The sequence below is a fragment of the Lysinibacillus sp. CNPSo 3705 genome, assembly GCF_028674935.1.
GTDB lineage: Bacteria > Bacillota > Bacilli > Bacillales_A > Planococcaceae > Lysinibacillus.
The window spans coordinates 57,147-73,032 of sequence record NZ_JAQZSD010000031.1; the positions used below are offsets into that span (position 1 = coordinate 57,147).

The 15,886-nt window shown below is 36.8% G+C and carries 15 protein-coding genes; 12 read left to right on the forward strand and 3 right to left on the reverse strand.

Features of this window, described 5'->3' with window-relative positions; translation table 11 throughout:
• Positions 1-173: 173 nt before the first annotated feature.
• On the reverse strand, positions 174-1,349 hold the full coding sequence (locus tag PVA17_RS14265; RefSeq protein WP_274068048.1) for an MDR family MFS transporter: 1,176 nt from the start codon (positions 1,347-1,349) through the stop codon (positions 174-176).
• Positions 1,350-1,821: 472 nt separating this feature from the next.
• Between PVA17_RS14265 and PVA17_RS14270 the strand changes: the two genes are divergently transcribed.
• Entirely contained in the window at positions 1,822-1,998 is a 177-nt protein-coding gene (locus tag PVA17_RS14270) for a hypothetical protein (RefSeq protein WP_274068049.1), read from the forward strand.
• Between the two features lie 186 nt (positions 1,999-2,184).
• Here the strand turns inward: PVA17_RS14270 and PVA17_RS14275 are convergent, their stop codons facing one another.
• Positions 2,185-2,406 (reverse strand): DeoR family transcriptional regulator, encoded by a 222-nt coding sequence (locus tag PVA17_RS14275; RefSeq protein ID WP_049667439.1) that lies wholly within the window; start codon positions 2,404-2,406, stop codon positions 2,185-2,187.
• 356 nt (positions 2,407-2,762) lie between these two features.
• Here PVA17_RS14275 and pepV point away from each other — a divergent pair, with 356 nt between their 5' ends.
• The 7 genes from pepV to PVA17_RS14310 all read left to right on the forward strand — a co-directional run bounded on the left by pepV (position 2,763) and on the right by PVA17_RS14310 (position 10,756).
• Positions 2,763-4,169 carry a dipeptidase PepV gene (gene pepV / locus PVA17_RS14280; RefSeq protein ID WP_274068050.1) on the forward strand — a complete coding sequence of 469 codons (1,407 nt, stop codon included), beginning with the start codon at positions 2,763-2,765 and terminating at the stop codon, positions 4,167-4,169.
• A 27-nt stretch (positions 4,170-4,196) separates the two neighbouring features.
• Positions 4,197-5,051, forward strand: a complete 855-nt coding sequence (gene dat, locus PVA17_RS14285) for a D-amino-acid transaminase (protein WP_132357253.1) — start codon at positions 4,197-4,199, stop codon at positions 5,049-5,051.
• Positions 5,052-5,381: 330 nt separating this feature from the next.
• A complete protein-coding gene (locus PVA17_RS14290) occupies positions 5,382-6,386 on the forward strand; it encodes a nuclease-related domain-containing protein (protein ID WP_274068051.1) in 1,005 nt (334 codons plus the stop codon).
• Between the two features lie 3 nt (positions 6,387-6,389).
• The gene (locus tag PVA17_RS14295; protein ID WP_274068052.1) at positions 6,390-7,325 is read left to right on the forward strand and encodes a diacylglycerol/lipid kinase family protein; all 936 of its coding nucleotides are present in this window, start codon (positions 6,390-6,392) and stop codon (positions 7,323-7,325) included.
• 112 nt (positions 7,326-7,437) lie between these two features.
• Positions 7,438-8,085, forward strand: coding sequence for a tRNA (guanosine(46)-N7)-methyltransferase TrmB (trmB, locus tag PVA17_RS14300; RefSeq protein ID WP_248716920.1), 648 nt, complete (start codon positions 7,438-7,440; stop codon positions 8,083-8,085).
• 11 nt (positions 8,086-8,096) lie between these two features.
• Positions 8,097-8,960 carry a YtnP family quorum-quenching lactonase gene (locus PVA17_RS14305; protein WP_132357249.1) on the forward strand — a complete coding sequence of 288 codons (864 nt, stop codon included), beginning with the start codon at positions 8,097-8,099 and terminating at the stop codon, positions 8,958-8,960.
• Between the two features lie 569 nt (positions 8,961-9,529).
• Positions 9,530-10,756, forward strand: a complete 1,227-nt coding sequence (locus PVA17_RS14310; RefSeq protein WP_248716918.1) for a carboxylate--amine ligase — start codon at positions 9,530-9,532, stop codon at positions 10,754-10,756.
• Positions 10,757-11,326: 570 nt separating this feature from the next.
• Here PVA17_RS14310 and PVA17_RS14315 read toward each other — a convergent pair.
• Complete coding sequence (locus tag PVA17_RS14315; protein WP_132357247.1) at positions 11,327-11,641, reverse strand: hypothetical protein; 315 nt, start codon at positions 11,639-11,641, stop codon at positions 11,327-11,329.
• Positions 11,642-11,925: 284 nt separating this feature from the next.
• Here PVA17_RS14315 and PVA17_RS14320 point away from each other — a divergent pair, with 284 nt between their 5' ends.
• The 4 genes from PVA17_RS14320 (at position 11,926) to ytpR (ending at position 15,378) form a co-directional block, all read left to right on the forward strand.
• Complete coding sequence (locus PVA17_RS14320) at positions 11,926-13,002, forward strand: M42 family metallopeptidase (RefSeq protein WP_132357246.1); 1,077 nt, start codon at positions 11,926-11,928, stop codon at positions 13,000-13,002.
• A gap of 75 nt (positions 13,003-13,077) precedes the next feature.
• Positions 13,078-13,599: a DUF84 family protein gene (locus tag PVA17_RS14325; RefSeq protein WP_132357245.1), complete on the forward strand. Its 522-nt coding sequence runs from the start codon at positions 13,078-13,080 to the stop codon at positions 13,597-13,599.
• A gap of 343 nt (positions 13,600-13,942) precedes the next feature.
• Positions 13,943-14,767, forward strand: coding sequence for a DUF1444 domain-containing protein (locus PVA17_RS14330; protein ID WP_248716915.1), 825 nt, complete (start codon positions 13,943-13,945; stop codon positions 14,765-14,767).
• The gene (gene ytpR / locus PVA17_RS14335) at positions 14,764-15,378 is read left to right on the forward strand and encodes a YtpR family tRNA-binding protein (protein ID WP_132357243.1); all 615 of its coding nucleotides are present in this window, start codon (positions 14,764-14,766) and stop codon (positions 15,376-15,378) included. Before PVA17_RS14330 ends, ytpR begins: the two co-directional genes overlap by 4 nt.
• The last annotated feature ends 508 nt before the right edge of the window (positions 15,379-15,886 follow it).

A 15,886-nucleotide genomic window follows, 5' to 3' on the forward strand; every position in this document is an offset into this window, starting at 1 on the left:
CAAGAAGTTAAAGCCTCCGAACGCCATTTGCCGAGGCATAATTGATAGGCTTGAGATTCGCTTTAGAAATGGAGCGATTTTTTGTCGTTAAAGTCCGTAAAAGGTTACATTATATTGGCTCATCACCAAAAGCTGTGGATGACATTTGTTAAAACAGATGCCTGTTGAGCACTTTATTCATGGTGCGTCTTAAGCTTTGATTTATAAAATATACAACTGCATAAAACTAGGATAGCAATGACTGCAAACATTGCATTCATATAATGTGTTAACAGCCACCCACCAATAATTGGTCCAATAAATCCTCCTAAATTTTTAAATTGAGCTGCTCCTAAATAGGTTCCCTTTTGTGTATCAGGCGCAATTTCATCAATCATGACACTCATCGTTGGAAAGGCGAAAATTTCACCAATCGTGAATATAATCATAGCGATCATATATAACGAATAGTTAGTTGAGAAGCCGAATAATAAAAGACCAAAAGCCAAAAACAAAATCCCTATTAATAGAGTAGCTGTGGATGAAAAACGTTCCGAAAGTATGCTAATCGGTAATTGTAGTAATAACACAACTGCTGCATTTAGTGAAATTAGTAGAGAATAGAGCTTAGTTCCATCTTCAATTTTAAGTTCAATGATTTGTGGCAGTGTTGAATCAAATTGAGAGTAACCGATATTTATTAAAATTGCCCCGAAAATAAAGCTTAGTAATACACGATTCGTTAATAGAATCGTAAAGGTTTGCAGTATTTTAGTTGGTGTTGAAGCTTTTGGTTGTCGCATTTCATAGCGATTTAACACGAAAAATAAAAATACGGCGTAAATAATATACATAGTCCCTGTCAGCATGAATGGAATACTTGGACTGGACAATTGAGAAATATAAACACCAATTAAAGGGCCGATTACAGCCGCTATATTAATGGCTGTGTAACGAAACGAATATAATCTTTTTCGTATATCTACAGGAGTAAAATCAATCATTAATGCCTGTGTTGAGGGTTCAAAGAAGGAGCGACATAAACCATTAAGGGCGTTCAATGCTACAAAGAACCAAATCGTTTGTGCTGTTGCAAAGCCAAAGAACACAATACTCCAAACAATAATCGTAAGTAAAATGACGTTTTTTCTACCAAAGCGGTCTGTTAAATAACCACCGAAGAACCCGCCTACAGTGGAGATTAACGGTGCAATACCAACCGTTAAACCTATTTGTAAAGGGGATGCTTCTATTTCATTATGTAGGTAAATTGCTAAAAAGGGCATTGCCATAAAACTTGCAATACGTGTGAAAATAGTTCCTCCTAAAATAATCCAAACTAGTGGATGAAACAGTTTGGGAAGTTTCATAGAATCGTCCTCTCGAAATGAAGAATGTTTCGATTTTAACGGATTGTTAAACAATTGTAAATAGTGGGAAAATATTCAGAGATAACGCCAAGGAAACAAATTTTATAAAAATACAGTAATTTTTAGAGTGGTGGTTTGAACAGAAAACCTCTGATGTGCAGGAACATCTATAAAAATTATTAAATGCTATGTTAATAGTGAAGTGCATGAAATTTTGGAATTTGTGAATATTTATTATTTTATTTTTTAAAGATAAAGGCATGGTGTTTTTTTGATAGCTGATAGAAAACAAAAAGGCTGTTTTCGTATACAGTGTGCTATTTAACTCCCATGAAAGAACGAAATAATCTTTCATTCTCTGTAGTGTATCGCTGGTTTTTGCGCTCGGGATGGATGGCTAACGGGCTAGGCTAGTTAAACAAAAGCGGTTGTATTATTATGGTAAAATTGATTGAAAGGGAGGGCTGTCAAAATGAATTTTTCAGGGGATGCGGTAGGTATGGTAGGAGCGTTGTTTGCGTTAATACCTATTTTGCTAGTAGCTTTAGTATTAAGATGGGTTAGAATTATTCGAGTGAATAGTGAAATTCAAATTGAACAAAACAAAGAGATTATTTCTTTACTTAAAGAAATGACTAAGGAAAATTAAAAAGCGATAAATAGCTGAGTAATTGAAGAAGTGCAGTTGCCGTTTTTGCTAACACGGTGCTTCGCATAAAATTGGATTCGCTACATAACATTATGTAAATCTTTTAGAGCCAAACAAAAAAAGAATGACCACGACGAAAGGTCATTCTTTTTCCATACAAGATGCTTTACGTGTTACACGTAAAAACTAAGACGTCAATTTTACTTTTTTCTTCGTCGTTGTCCATTTGCCTCGACTTGGACTCATCACCAAATCGTTAAAGGCTAACACGTTCAAATCTCTTTGAACGGTGCGAGGAGTGATACTAAACTCTTCGACTAAATCCTGTGTAGACACGGTTCCTTTGTCTAAAATAAACATGTACACGTCTTTAATACGATTAAGCATTCGATCAGTAGTTGGTTTCATAAATGAACCACTCCTTCATCTTAATTCTCTTGGCAAAGACTAGCGGACGACAATATGTGCGGAGTGCACTTAGGCTAATAAGTAGCTGCCTTAGACATCCCCTTTTCTAATTTTATATTCAGAAAAATCATTCTGATAAATTCATTATATAGAAAAGCTAGTCAATTTTCTAGTGAATGCAAGGGAAATTTACAATTAAGACATAAAATTTTCACTGTATTTTGTGGGAATAAGTGAAAAACGTGCTATATGTGGTATTGTCCGAAGTAAGATTTTGAAAAGGTTGTAAGAAAGATGATTGTAATTTATGTTGTAAAGAGTAGAATAATGTTAATACATTGAAGGAGGTACATCGTATGGATTGGTTACAAGCTGCAAAGGAAAGGCAAGATGAATTGATACAAGAGTTACAGGAGCTTGTGCAAATAAATAGTGTTCTCGATGAGAATACGATCACTACTGAAGTACCTTTTGGTGATGGTCCACTAAAGGCTCTTGAATGGTTATTAGCAAAAGGCCAAGTTGAAGGGCTGCAAACGAAAAATATTGATAATTATGCAGGTCATATACAGATGGGTGAAGGCGATGATTTATTAGGTATTTTATGTCATGTTGACGTAGTACCGGTTGGTGATGAAACAGATTGGACATACCCACCCTTTAGCGGCACTGTAGCAGATGGTAAGCTATTTGCTCGTGGCGCAATAGATGATAAAGGCCCAACAATTGCGGCATGGATGGCCATGAAACTTGTCAAAGATGCAGGCATTAAGCTTCATAAAAGAGTACGTATGATAATTGGTACGGATGAAGAAACAGGCTTCCGCTGTGTCGACCACTATTTTAAACATGAGGAAATGCCGACGATTGGATTTGCACCAGATGCGGATTTCCCGCTCATCAATGCTGAAAAAGGCATTGCAGAGCTAGTGTTCTCTCAAAATAAAACAGGTGATGCTTCGAAAGAACAGCTATTACTATTTAATGCTGGAAAGCGACCAAATATGGTACCTGATTTTGCAAAAGCAACAGTGCAGTTTGTTTCCCCACAATTTGCACAGAATTTTCACGCATTTTTAAGCGAAAATCAGCTAGAAGGCTCTTTATTAATCGAGGGTTCTCGCTATATAATAACTATCAAAGGTAAAGCAGCTCATGCAATGGAGCCGGAAAAAGGTGTCAATGCAGCTGTTTATCTTACAGCATTTTTACAACAAGAGTTGACGACAGAGGCAAGTAAACAATTTGTCGACTTTATCGCAGATGTTTTTTATCAAGACCATTATGGTCACAAGCTTAATTTACAATTTGAGGACGAAATGTCTGGTAAAACTACATTGAATCCAGGTATTGTAACTTATGATGTGGCGAAAGGTGGTAGCATGGTTATTAGCATGCGCTATTCTGTCACATATCCATTTGATGAAAAAATCACAGAAGTACAACGCTTAGCTGTGGCTAAAGGATTTTCATTGGATATTCAGGATGACTCAAAGCCTCATTATGTAAGCGAGGACGATGCATTTATCCAGACGCTAGCAAATATTTATAGACGTCAAACAGGAGATTATGAAACGCCTTTACTTTCTACAGGTGGTGGTACGTATGCACGTGTGATGAAAAAAGGTGTGGCATTTGGCATGCTGTTCCCGGGTGAACCTGATGTAGCGCATCGTGCGGATGAGTTTGTCGTCATTGAAAATCTCATAAAAGCAACAGCAATTTATGCTGAAGCAATTGTTGAACTTGCGGGAAATAAATAAATTAAATATGAAAAGGATGAACGAAGCATGGCATATTCATTATGGAATGATCAAATCGTTGAAGAAGGATCAATTACAGTATCTCCAGAAGACAGAGGTTACCAATTTGGTGACGGCATTTATGAAGTAATTAAAGTTTATAACGGAAACATGTTCACAGCACAAGAACATATTGATCGTTTCTATGCGAGTGCCGAAAAAATTCGTCTTGTCATTCCGTATACTAAAGACGTATTGCACAAATTATTACATGATCTTATTGAAAAAAATAATTTGGAAACGGGCCATATTTATTTCCAAATTACACGAGGTACAACATCTCGTAATCATATTTTCCCAGATGCAAGTGTTCCAGCTGTATTAACAGGGAATGTTAAAGCTGGCGAGCGTTCATATGAAAACTTTGAAAAAGGTGTTAAGGCTACCTTTGTTGAGGATATTCGCTGGTTACGTTGTGATATTAAATCATTAAATTTATTAGGTGCTGTACTGGCGAAACAAGAAGCATCTGAAAAAGGCTGCTATGAAGCTATTTTACATCGCGGTGACATCGTAACAGAATGTTCATCAGCAAATGTTTACGGCATTAAAGATGGTAAGCTTTATACACACCCTGCTAATAACTTCATTTTAAACGGTATTACACGCCAAGTTATTTTAAAATGTGCTGAGGAAATTAATTTACCAGTTATTGAAGAACCGATGACGAAGGCTGATGTATTAACAATGGATGAGGTAATTGTGTCATCTGTATCTTCGGAAGTAACACCTGTTATCGATGTGGATGGTAACAAAATTGGAGCTGGAGTTCCTGGGGAATGGACTCGTAAATTACAGCAAGCATTCGAAGCAAAATTACCACTTTCTATTAATGCAAAATAAATAAATCCTTTAAGAGAACTACCTAAACTTGGGTAGTTCTCTTTTTCTATAGAACAAATTATGGATGTTTTATCGTGAAACGTCATGTAAAATAAAAAGGATGAAAGCAGTTGTAGAATGATTGCTATCGTAATTTAAGGTTAAAGAGCAAATATCGATGTAATGAATACAAATGTCTATTTCTCTTTATTTAGTAAATATTTTATGTATCGACCGTTACAACTACATTATGCCAAGGAGAAAATTGATACTTCGATTTGCCTTCCAAGCAGTAGTAGGGAAATTAGCAAATTAGATATAGGGCGAGTAAGATTGGAGTGACCAAAACACATGGCACAATTGGTGAAAATACAAGATTATATTTCACGCTATCAAATTGATTTAGCAAGATATCCAACTCAATTTGTACGCTTAAAGAAAAGTCAATGGGAGCGTGTTAAGCGACAGTGGGAGTTAGGAGAAGAAATTAGTGAGTGGCAACATACCGACGACGACTCAGAAAATGATTCTTTCACAGAAAAAGAGAGATTCTCTTTATTCAAAAAGATATTTGCAGGTCGTCAGAAGGAAGAAAATGTGGATGTTGAACAGATAGAAATATCGAATGAACTAATAAGTGATGAAGATATCATACCTGAAGAAGAAACGACTTTAACATTTGAACCGAAAATTGTCTACGCACCGCAATCAATTCATGAATTAAAACGAATGTTTATCGATCAATTTTTCCATTTTCAAATGAAATGGGCAAGTTCAACATTACGTGAAAAGTCGTATGTAGATCCTCGTTTTATGCGTGATCCATTACTACGAAATTTATTACAAAAATTACCAGACAATTATTTGCTTTTTTACTATCCTATTTTACAAATTAGAAAAGCACCCATAGAGCTTGATGTCGTATTAATGTCACCGACAGAATGTATTTGTATAACAGTGCTGGAAGCAGAAAATCAAGCTGTTTATGTAGGAGGCAGTGAGCGATTCTGGATAAAAAAAGTAGGAACGAAGGATTCAAAAATCCTTAATCCAATGATAAGTTTAAATCGTATGGAGTCTGTATTAACGCAATTATTTACGCAGGACGATATAAATATGCCAATTCGTAAAGTCATATTAACACAGAATGGCTATTTCGATTATCCAGGATCACCTTACGGAATTCAATTTGTGGATCGTCGAAACTATGGAGAGTGGATGGAGCATTTAAAGAAAGTATCCTCTCCTATGAAACATATGCAAATTCGTGCGTCTCAAACGATTTTAAACAACGTACAAACAACATCTTTTAATCGAGATATTTGGAAGCAATCTTCTCAATCAGCAGGGGAATAGTGCATGCGAGTATTATTTATTGTGAATGAAGCAGCAGGGCATGGCAAAGGTAAGAAAGTCTGGCATCACTTGCAACGACAATTATCAATGAATTATGAAGTCGCCTTTACAGAATATGAGGGGCATGGAAAGGAACTTGCAAAAAATTGGGCGCAAAATGCTCAAACCAAACAATTAATTGTTATTGTTGGCGGTGACGGCACAATACATGAGATTGTTAGTGGCGTTGTACATAATAAATTTATCGTTATTGGTGTAGTCCGTGCTGGTTCCGGAAATGATTTCGCACGGTACTTTACTACATTTCAAAATGCTTTTCAAATTGAAAGCTATATTCAAAATAATGAAATGGCTAATCTCCCAATGGATGTTGGTGTCGTTCAATTTGGAGATCAACAGCACGAAATATTTGTCAATAATGCTGGTGTGGGCTTCGATGCATTTGTCACAAAACGTATTAATAAATCCCGTTTGAAGCTTTACCTCAATAAAATCGGGCTCGGCAAGCTATCCTATGCTGCGGCTGTTGTAAGAGGGCTATTTAGCTTTAAATCCTTTGATGTAACTATTCGAACAAGCGATCAAGAACGGCAATTTAAGCAGGCGTGGTTTGTAGCGATGAGCAATCAACCTTATTTCGGAGGGGGGATGAAAATTTCCCCATCTTCTAAACCTAATGATGGACGAATCGAACTGACAATCGTTCACGGTATTTCACGACTTAAATTGCTACTAGTATTTGTGACTGTGTTTTTTGAAAAACATACAAAATTTAAAGAGATTACTTTTTTGCAAGGCAATCAATTTAACATTTTCGTGCAAGCAAATAACGTTGATTGTCATACAGATGGTAACTATATTGGAGAAATTAGAGAGGGAACGAATATCCCTTGTACAGTGCAACGTAATGCTTGGCAGGTTATAGCAAAGGAACATTGAAAGATGGCCCATCACTAAAATATCATTTCGCAATAATTTCATGCGAATTTTATAGTTATACGTTATACTATAAAAAATCAATAATTTCATGAGAAAGAAATGAGGAAAAAAATTGAGATTAAGAAATAAGCCTTGGGCGGAGGAAATGATTACGAGTCATCCAGAGGTGATTGTTCCAAATCCTGAAGACTTTAAAGGGAATTGGCAGGCTGTTTTCGGAAATGACAACCCACTACATATTGAAGTAGGTACTGGGAAAGGACAATTTGTCACAGGTATGGCCTTACAAAATCCAGATATAAATTATATTGGCATTGAGCTTTATGACAGTGTCATTGTTTGTGCATTGGAAAAAATTATAGAGGCTAAATCTCCAGCGAATTTACGACTATTAAAAGTAAATGGCGCAGATTTAAATAAATTTTTTGCGAAAAATGACGTAGACCGTGTGTATCTGAATTTCTCAGATCCTTGGCCAAAAACGCGCCATGCTAAGCGACGTTTAACGCACGGGGATTTTTTGAAATTATATGAGTCGATTTTAGTGGATGAGGGGGAAATCCATTTTAAAACGGATAACCGTGGTTTGTTTGAGTATTCATTAATTAGTATGTCTGAATATGGTATGTTACTTAAGTATGTATCACTCGACCTACATGCGAATATGCCTGAGGATAACGTTATGACTGAATATGAGCAGAAATTTTCTGCTAAAGGACAGCCGATTTATCGTCTAGAATCGCAATTCTTTACTAAATAGGGGGAGTATGGATGGATCAGTTAACGTTTCACAATATGTCATTATCATGGCTAAACGGGGGTGTCACTTGCCTTGATGGCGGTGCTATGTTTGGTGTTGTACCAAAACCACTTTGGTCACGCAAATATCCAGTCAACGAAAAAAATCAAATCGAGCTACCAACTGAGCCGATTTTAATTCAATATGGTGGCAAAAACTATCTTGTTGATGCAGGTGTTGGCTTTAACAAATTAAATGAAAAACAACTACGAAACTTTGGGGTAACTGAAGAATCAACATTAGCGGCTAGCTTACAGGAGCTAGGACTAACAACAGCTGATATTGATGCAGTATTAATGACGCATCTACATTTTGACCACGCTGGGGGTTTAACGCAATGGGAAGATGATATCCTTGTACCAACATTCCCGAATGCCAAAATCTTCGTAACGAAAATCGAGTGGGACGAAATGCGTGAGCCAAATATTCGCTCGAAAAATACGTATTGGAAAGAAAACTGGGAGCCAGTTCAGCACTTAGTAGAAACGTATGAAGGTACGTTGGAAGTAGCTCCGGGCATTGAAATGATTCATACGGGTGGTCATAGTGATGGACATGCCATTATAAAATTAACTCAAAATGGCGAGGTATTATTGCATATGGCAGATATTATGCCAACACACGCACACCAAAATCCATTATGGGTTTTAGCGTATGACGATTATCCAATGACGAGTGTCTTTGCCAAGGAACGTATAATGAAAGAAGCACTTGCAAATGGCTACGGCTTTATCTTCTACCATGATGCGTATTACCGCATGATTAAATGGGATGAAACAGGTAAAGAAGTTGTAGATAAATTAGAACGCAGCAGACAAGCTGTTATTACATTTTAATAAAAAAACGTGGGAACCTTTTGTGTTCGCACGTTTTTTTATCTTTATTCAGCAAATGTTCTTTGAAAACGAAAGTGCAACCGTGATTACAGAAGACTTTCACCTCTGACATGGTACATTTAAAGGGAACTTCCTGTATTACGGGTGGGTATTTTTAGGTTTTACAAAAATGGAGGTTTAATTTATTTAAAACGTATGCGATGTATATAAGTTGATTATGAGTGGAGGCTGGGCGACTCCTTGGGGATCAACAATAGAGGAACGAAGGCTAAAAGCATCACATCCTGTGATAACGCCTTCGTGACCAACATCGTGCTGCTGTCGCTACGTTGCACTCACGCTTTCGCGTGTTTTCTGTAGCGAAAGCGAAGCGACAGCTACAAATGTTTCCTGTAGCGAAAGCGAAGCGACAGCTACAAAGCGCCCGGCCGGAACGGAAATCAACTTCACGTTACGGTGATGAGCCTAATTGTCTATACCCCATTTTTTTGACACTTTTTTCGTGAACATCTTGGAAAATATGATACACTAAAAGCTATACTAAAACACAAAAGAGAGTTGAAATATACATGGCAACTGAGCAACCATTTTTACCAGTATTACTAGGATCAGATATGAATGCATATGGTATGGCACGTGCATTTTATGAGGCTTATGGTATTAAACCACTTGTATTAGGACGTTCACATTTAACGGCAACGCAAGATAGTCATATCATAAACTTCGAAGAGATTGATCGCTTAAATGAACAGGATGTATTTGCACCTGCACTTGCAAAGGTCGCAAAAAAATATTCAGATAAAAAACTACTGTTGTTAGCTTGTGGAGATGATTATGCAAAGCTTATTATCAAAAATAAGCCAGCATTGCAGGAGCATTTTACAGTACCATACATTGATGAATCACTTATGGATGAAATTTTATTAAAAGAAAATTTCTATAAAATGTGTGATAAGTACGATTTTAAATATCCTGGTACGACGACTGTAACAGCAGACAATTACGAAAACTTTACACCACCATTTGATTACCCAATTATTTTAAAGGCATCGAACTCGGTGGAATATTGGGCATGTAAATTCCCGGGTAAGAAAAAAGTTTTCGTTGCGAATGATGAAGCGGAAAAAACAGCTATTTTAAAAGCAATTTATAGCTCAACTTATCAGGATACAATGATTATTCAAGAATTCATTCCAGGTGATGATTCGTATATGCGTGTATTAAATGCGTATGTAGGGAAGGACGGCAAAGTAAAGCTAATGTGTCTAGGAAACCCAATCTTAGAAGAGCATTCACCTGAAGGAATCGGTAGTTATGCAGCAATTGTTACAACATACGATAAAGAATTAATGGATCAAGTACGTTTCTTCTTAGAGGATATAGGTTATACAGGCTTTGCTAACTTCGATATGAAATATGATATGCGTGACAAACAGTATAAGTTGTTTGAAATTAACTTACGTAATGGTCGCTCTAGTTATTATGTAACGGCAAGTGGTCATAATTTAATGAAATATGTAGCGGATGACCATATGTTAAATATTGAACAGGAAGTAACTTATGTTCAGGACAAGCATTTATGGATGATCATTCCTAAAGGCGTGCTATTCAAATATGCATCAAATGAAAAGCTTAAGTTAGAAGCTAAAAAATTAATTCGTGAAGGGAAATATACAAACTCTCTTTACTTTAATCAAGATATGAATGCGAAACGTTGGGTGAAGCTAACGTTAAATAATTTAAATTATTATCGTAAATACAAAAAATACTTCAACAATAAAGGATTGTCTGAGTAAAACGAAGAAGCCATCTCCAATGACGAGATGGCTTTTTCAAGTTATTGAAAAAACTATTATATCGATGAAATAAAGATGTATTATTAAATAAAAATAGCTCTTCAGCAAAAAGAGTGGTTGATTTCCGTTCCGACTGGGCGCTTTGTAGCTGACGCTTCGCTATCGCACAGAGCAAAGCTTCCTGGGGGCGTCCGATGAGCCGCTTCGCTGCGCTGCAGGGTCTCATCTGTGACGCTGATCCCCGAGGAGTCGCCCAGTCTCCACTCCAATCAACTTATTCACATAGCGTATATATGTATGCCACTCTAATTTATAGTGATAAAAAGAAATTTTTAAAAATTGTTTTATGTGCGAAAGCGTAGTTTAACGTAGTGGCTGCAACAGCGTAAGCAACTTGAAGATTTTTCACAGAATAGCGAGTGGTTAGGAACTGAAATCTCGCTCAACATTCTTAAATATTTACTTGATCATTTTGTTTTTAACTCTATTAAAAGAAGCTATCTCAAATAAATAAGATGGCTTCTTTTTTGTAGGGTTTTATAATATTTGTTCGTGTATTACGGAGTAAGGTTATACTTCTGTTAGCTCTACTACTACACCTGAGCGAGCGTCAGCAGCAAATTCAAATGTTTGCATTTCGCCCTCATGCATACGAGAGATACCACCACGGTATACAGGGATAGTCATAATGCCATTAGAGAAATTGTCTGTTTTCATAAAAATCCAAGAACCGTCAATCGGTGAATCCTTTTTAAATTCCTTTTTTATGTTTTCGAGTACTTGTCCTGCAGGTACATACGGAGAAACCTTTTCGCTTGCTTCTTTAACAATGACTGCGGCAGCTAGGCCAGTAGCAACACCAATTAAAAAATCACGTAATTTCATGCTTCTTTCCTCCTTTTTCTATAGCTCCATTTTAACATAGCATACAGAGTGAATGCACGTTCACACTTTAGCACTTTTTAGGAAATGTATCAATATGACGAACTTGGAAATTACGCTGGTGCTTCACTTTTGCACAGAGCAAGTTTTGGGTATGCTTTGAAGATGAACGATAACTCTCATTTATCATGCTATTCATTGAAAAATGGAAGTTTTCTGATGAATATAACTAAATATGTTACAATGGCAAGGAAGAATATTCTACTTCGTGGGGAGAGAGAGTCATCATGAATGAGGAAACATTACAATTATTTAAAACACTAACAGAATTACCAGGCGCACCGGGCAATGAACATGCGGTACGTGCGTTCATGCGTTCTGAGTTGGAAAAGTACTCGGATGAGATTGTTCAGGATAATTTAGGGGGTATTTTCGGTGTGAAGCATAGTGAAGTTGCTGATGCACCAAAAGTGTTAGTTGCTGGTCATATGGATGAAGTGGCATTTATGGTTACTTCTATTACTGATAACGGGATGATCCGCTTTCAAACATTAGGTGGCTGGTGGAATCAGGTAATGCTAGCGCAACGAGTTGAAGTATTTACTAAAAATGGTGCCATTCCTGGCGTAATTTCATCAATACCACCACACTTATTAACAGATGCTGAACGTTCTAAACCGATGGATATTAAAAATATGCTAATAGATGTTGGCGCAGACAATAAAGAAGATGCTATTGCACTTGGCGTTCGTCCAGGTCAATCAATTATCCCTGTCTGCCCATTTACACCGATGGCAAATCCGAAAAAAATTATGGCCAAAGCTTGGGATAACCGCTATGGCTGTGGATTGGCAATTGAATTGATGAAAGAAGTGAAAGGTGAAAAGTTAGCCTCGCATTTATATTCAGGTGCCAATGTAATGGAAGAGGTTGGTCTGCGAGGTGCTCAAGTGTCCGCAAATATGATTAAACCGGATTTATTCTTTGCTCTAGATGCTTCACCTGCAAATGATATGTCAGGAGAAAAAAATCAATTTGGTCAGCTTGGAAAAGGGACATTATTACGTATTCTTGACCGTACGATGGTTACACATAGAGGCATGCGTGAATTCATCTTAGATACTGCGGAAACGAATAATATCCCTTATCAATATTTTGTATCACAAGGTGGTACAGATGCAGGACGTGTACACACGGCAAATGACGGCATTCCTAGTGCAGTAATTGGTGTTTGCTCACGCTATATTCATACATCAGCTTCAATTATTCATATTGATGACTATGCAGCTGCAAAAGCTTTAATTGTGGAACTAGTGAAAAAAGCAGATCGTTCGACATTAGCAACGATTCGCGCTAATGTGTAAAGTGATTCCGCTGAAAGAAGTTAAAAGATGCCTTTAGGGGCATCTTTTTCTATGCAAAGAAAGAGGGATTAGAAAATGAACATAACTATTGGAACAACAAACAAGGCAAAAACAGAGGCGGTTGAAGTTATTGCTAGAAAATATTTTGATAAACCAAATTTTACTTACGTAAAGGCTGCTTCACAAGTATCCGATCAACCGATGACTCATGAAGAAACACGATTGGGCGCAATAAACCGTGCGAAAAACGCAATCAAAGAGACGGGTGCTCAATTATCGTTTGGATTAGAGGGTGGAGTGACTGAAATTGATGGTGTTATGTACGTTTGTAACTGGGGAGCACTTACAGTATCAAATGGCACAACTTATACAGCTGCTGGCGCACAAATTATATTACCAGAAGAAATTGCCCAGGAAATAAGAGCTGGGAAGGAACTTGGTCCTGTAATGGAGCACTATACACAACGTCGAGATATCCGACAAGGTGCGGGAGCTGTAGGCGTTTTCACACAAGGATTAGTAAGTCGTCAGATGATGTTCGAGCATATAGTTTCGCTTCTTATTGGCCAATATTTATTCACATTAGCACATGACTAGTTTCTATTGATTAGTGATACTGGAATGATGAAGTTGCAACTTTAAAATAATTTTTTTAAAATAGAAAAATATAAGATAATTTACATGAGATGACGAAAATCGTTCATTCGGTTAAGATTAAATAATTGGATAGTTTTGAACAGAACGGTTCACAAACATGTGAGCCGTTTTCTCTTCATTAAACTTCTTACAGCAATTATTTTCTGTACTCAAAACGCTAAATCAGGGGAAAGGATACCCGGATTTGCTGGAGTAAAACGTCACAACCTGTGACAATTTATTTCTGCGCGACAGCGGTCATTACGCAAAAATAAATTAATTTAAAAGAAAGGATGTGAGCTAGGTGAAACAAATTAAATCAGAACAACTTGTGACCCTATTAAAACAACATTTGAATGAGGAAAAGTTTGATTTTGAATTTGATAAAAAGCACGATAAATTACGCCTTAACCATAAAAAAATTGGTAAAGGGATGGAGCTATCTTTACCAGGCATTTTAGCAAAATATAATGATAAGCAAGGGGCTGCAATCGATGAAGTTGTTTATACAATCGAGCAAACCTTTAATGCAATGGAACAAGAAATGGAACAAGGATTCCAAGCTATTACAAAAATTTATCCAGTTATTCGCGCAACATCCTACCCTAAAGCCTCAAAGGAGGGGCATGCATTCATTACTACTGAACATACAGCCGAAACACGTATTTTTTATGCGCTTGATTTAGGAAAAACCTATCGTTTTATTGATGAATCCATGTTAGAGGTACTACAATTAACAGTAGAGCAAATTCGTGAAATGGCACGATTTTCCGTAAAGCAACTGCCAACCGTTTATAAAAAAGATGAAGTTGCAGGGAATATTTTTTATTTTGTTAATGCTAATGATGGCTACGATGCAAGTCGTATTTTAAATGAAAGCTTTTTGAAAGAAATGCAGACTAACATTGAAGGTGACATGACGTTATCTGTACCACATCAGGATGTATTAATAGTAGGTGATATTCGTAATGAAACAGGGTATGATGTATTAGCGCAGATGACAATGCATTTCTTCGCTGTCGGTACTGTACCGATTACGTCATTATCTTTTATTTATGAAGACGGGGAGCTAGAACCGATCTTTATTTTAGCAAAAAACAGAGTTAAAAAGGAGCAAGAGAAACAATGAATGTATTTTACAACAAAGAGCATGTAGGAGATGTATTGCTAGTACAATTAGCAACAGAATCGATCGTGAAGACAGAGTTAGAACGTGCGGGTGATATCGCTATTTTAAAGGAAGCACAAACGGGAGAAATTAAAGCATTTAATTTATTTAATGCTAGCAACTATATTCAAACTGATGCAAAAGGTCTAGTTGAAGTTACGCCAGCATTAGTAGAACAACTAGAGGCAGCTATATCAAAAAATGGAGCTGTAATCAGCCTTGATGTAGATTTTTCTCCAAAATTTGTTGTAGGTTATGTAGAAACGAAGGACAAGCATCCAAATGCTGATAAATTAAGTATTTGTTCTGTAAACGTAGGTGAAGAAACATTACAAATTGTATGTGGCGCCCCAAATGTGGAAGCAGGTCAAAAGGTTGTTGTTGCAAAAATTGGTGCAGTAATGCCTTCTGGAATGCTTATTAAAGAAGGTAATTTACGTGGTGTTGAATCATACGGTATGTTATGTTCAGCACGCGAATTAGCAATACCAAATGCACCTTCTGAAAAAGGAATTTTAGTATTACCGGAAGATGCGATAACTGGTAGTGCGTTTGAGGCACCAACAAGATAAAGCCTTCGAAAGCTGTTTAGCTGTGCGAAAGCGCAGCGACAGCAACAATTTGCTAAGTGAAAATTGATTATATGTACTTAAAATCGTTATGCTACTATTATGCTAGTAACATAACGATTTTTTTATCTAGAATGAGCCTCTTAATGCAAGTTTCTATTACACTTTTATGGTATGCTTTTTGTTATAGACATTTAACTTTTTTCAGCAAGTATTTTCTGTAGCTACAGCTACAGAAGTCTTCTACCTTTATAGGTGGTGAGATGAATGCAGATTTATGCTACTTTTCAGCAGGGGTCTAAATATCCGCTGAAATAGAAGACCTCAGTCTAGGAACGCCACGTCCTGTGGCAACGACCGAGTGGCAAACATCATGCGGCAGACGTTAAACGTTAACACTACGCTTTCGCGCAAAAAAAATCTATTGGCAAAGCCTCTGGCCGTAATAATGCCGAGGCATAATTGATTTAGTTAATGCTATAAATGAAGTGTAAGAGAAATGAGTGAACAA

Bases quoted from the DNA above. Each gene is read 5' to 3' on its own strand.
- dat (WP_132357253.1), top strand. From the start codon at position 4,197: ATGGCATATTCATTATGGAATGATCAAATCGTTGAAGAAGGATCAATT.
- PVA17_RS14290 (WP_274068051.1), top strand. From the start codon at position 5,382: ATGGCACAATTGGTGAAAATACAAGATTATATTTCACGCTATCAAATT.
- PVA17_RS14325 (WP_132357245.1), top strand. From the start codon at position 13,078: ATGAACATAACTATTGGAACAACAAACAAGGCAAAAACAGAGGCGGTT.
- PVA17_RS14310 (WP_248716918.1), top strand. From the start codon at position 9,530: ATGGCAACTGAGCAACCATTTTTACCAGTATTACTAGGATCAGATATG.
- PVA17_RS14320 (WP_132357246.1), top strand. From the start codon at position 11,926: ATGAATGAGGAAACATTACAATTATTTAAAACACTAACAGAATTACCA.
- PVA17_RS14265 (WP_274068048.1), bottom strand. From the start codon at position 1,349: ATGAAACTTCCCAAACTGTTTCATCCACTAGTTTGGATTATTTTAGGA.
- pepV (WP_274068050.1), top strand. From the start codon at position 2,763: ATGGATTGGTTACAAGCTGCAAAGGAAAGGCAAGATGAATTGATACAA.
- PVA17_RS14295 (WP_274068052.1), top strand. From the start codon at position 6,390: ATGCGAGTATTATTTATTGTGAATGAAGCAGCAGGGCATGGCAAAGGT.
- ytpR (WP_132357243.1), top strand. From the start codon at position 14,764: ATGAATGTATTTTACAACAAAGAGCATGTAGGAGATGTATTGCTAGTA.
- PVA17_RS14275 (WP_049667439.1), bottom strand. From the start codon at position 2,406: ATGAAACCAACTACTGATCGAATGCTTAATCGTATTAAAGACGTGTAC.
- PVA17_RS14315 (WP_132357247.1), bottom strand. From the start codon at position 11,641: ATGAAATTACGTGATTTTTTAATTGGTGTTGCTACTGGCCTAGCTGCC.
- PVA17_RS14270 (WP_274068049.1), top strand. From the start codon at position 1,822: ATGAATTTTTCAGGGGATGCGGTAGGTATGGTAGGAGCGTTGTTTGCG.
- PVA17_RS14305 (WP_132357249.1), top strand. From the start codon at position 8,097: ATGGATCAGTTAACGTTTCACAATATGTCATTATCATGGCTAAACGGG.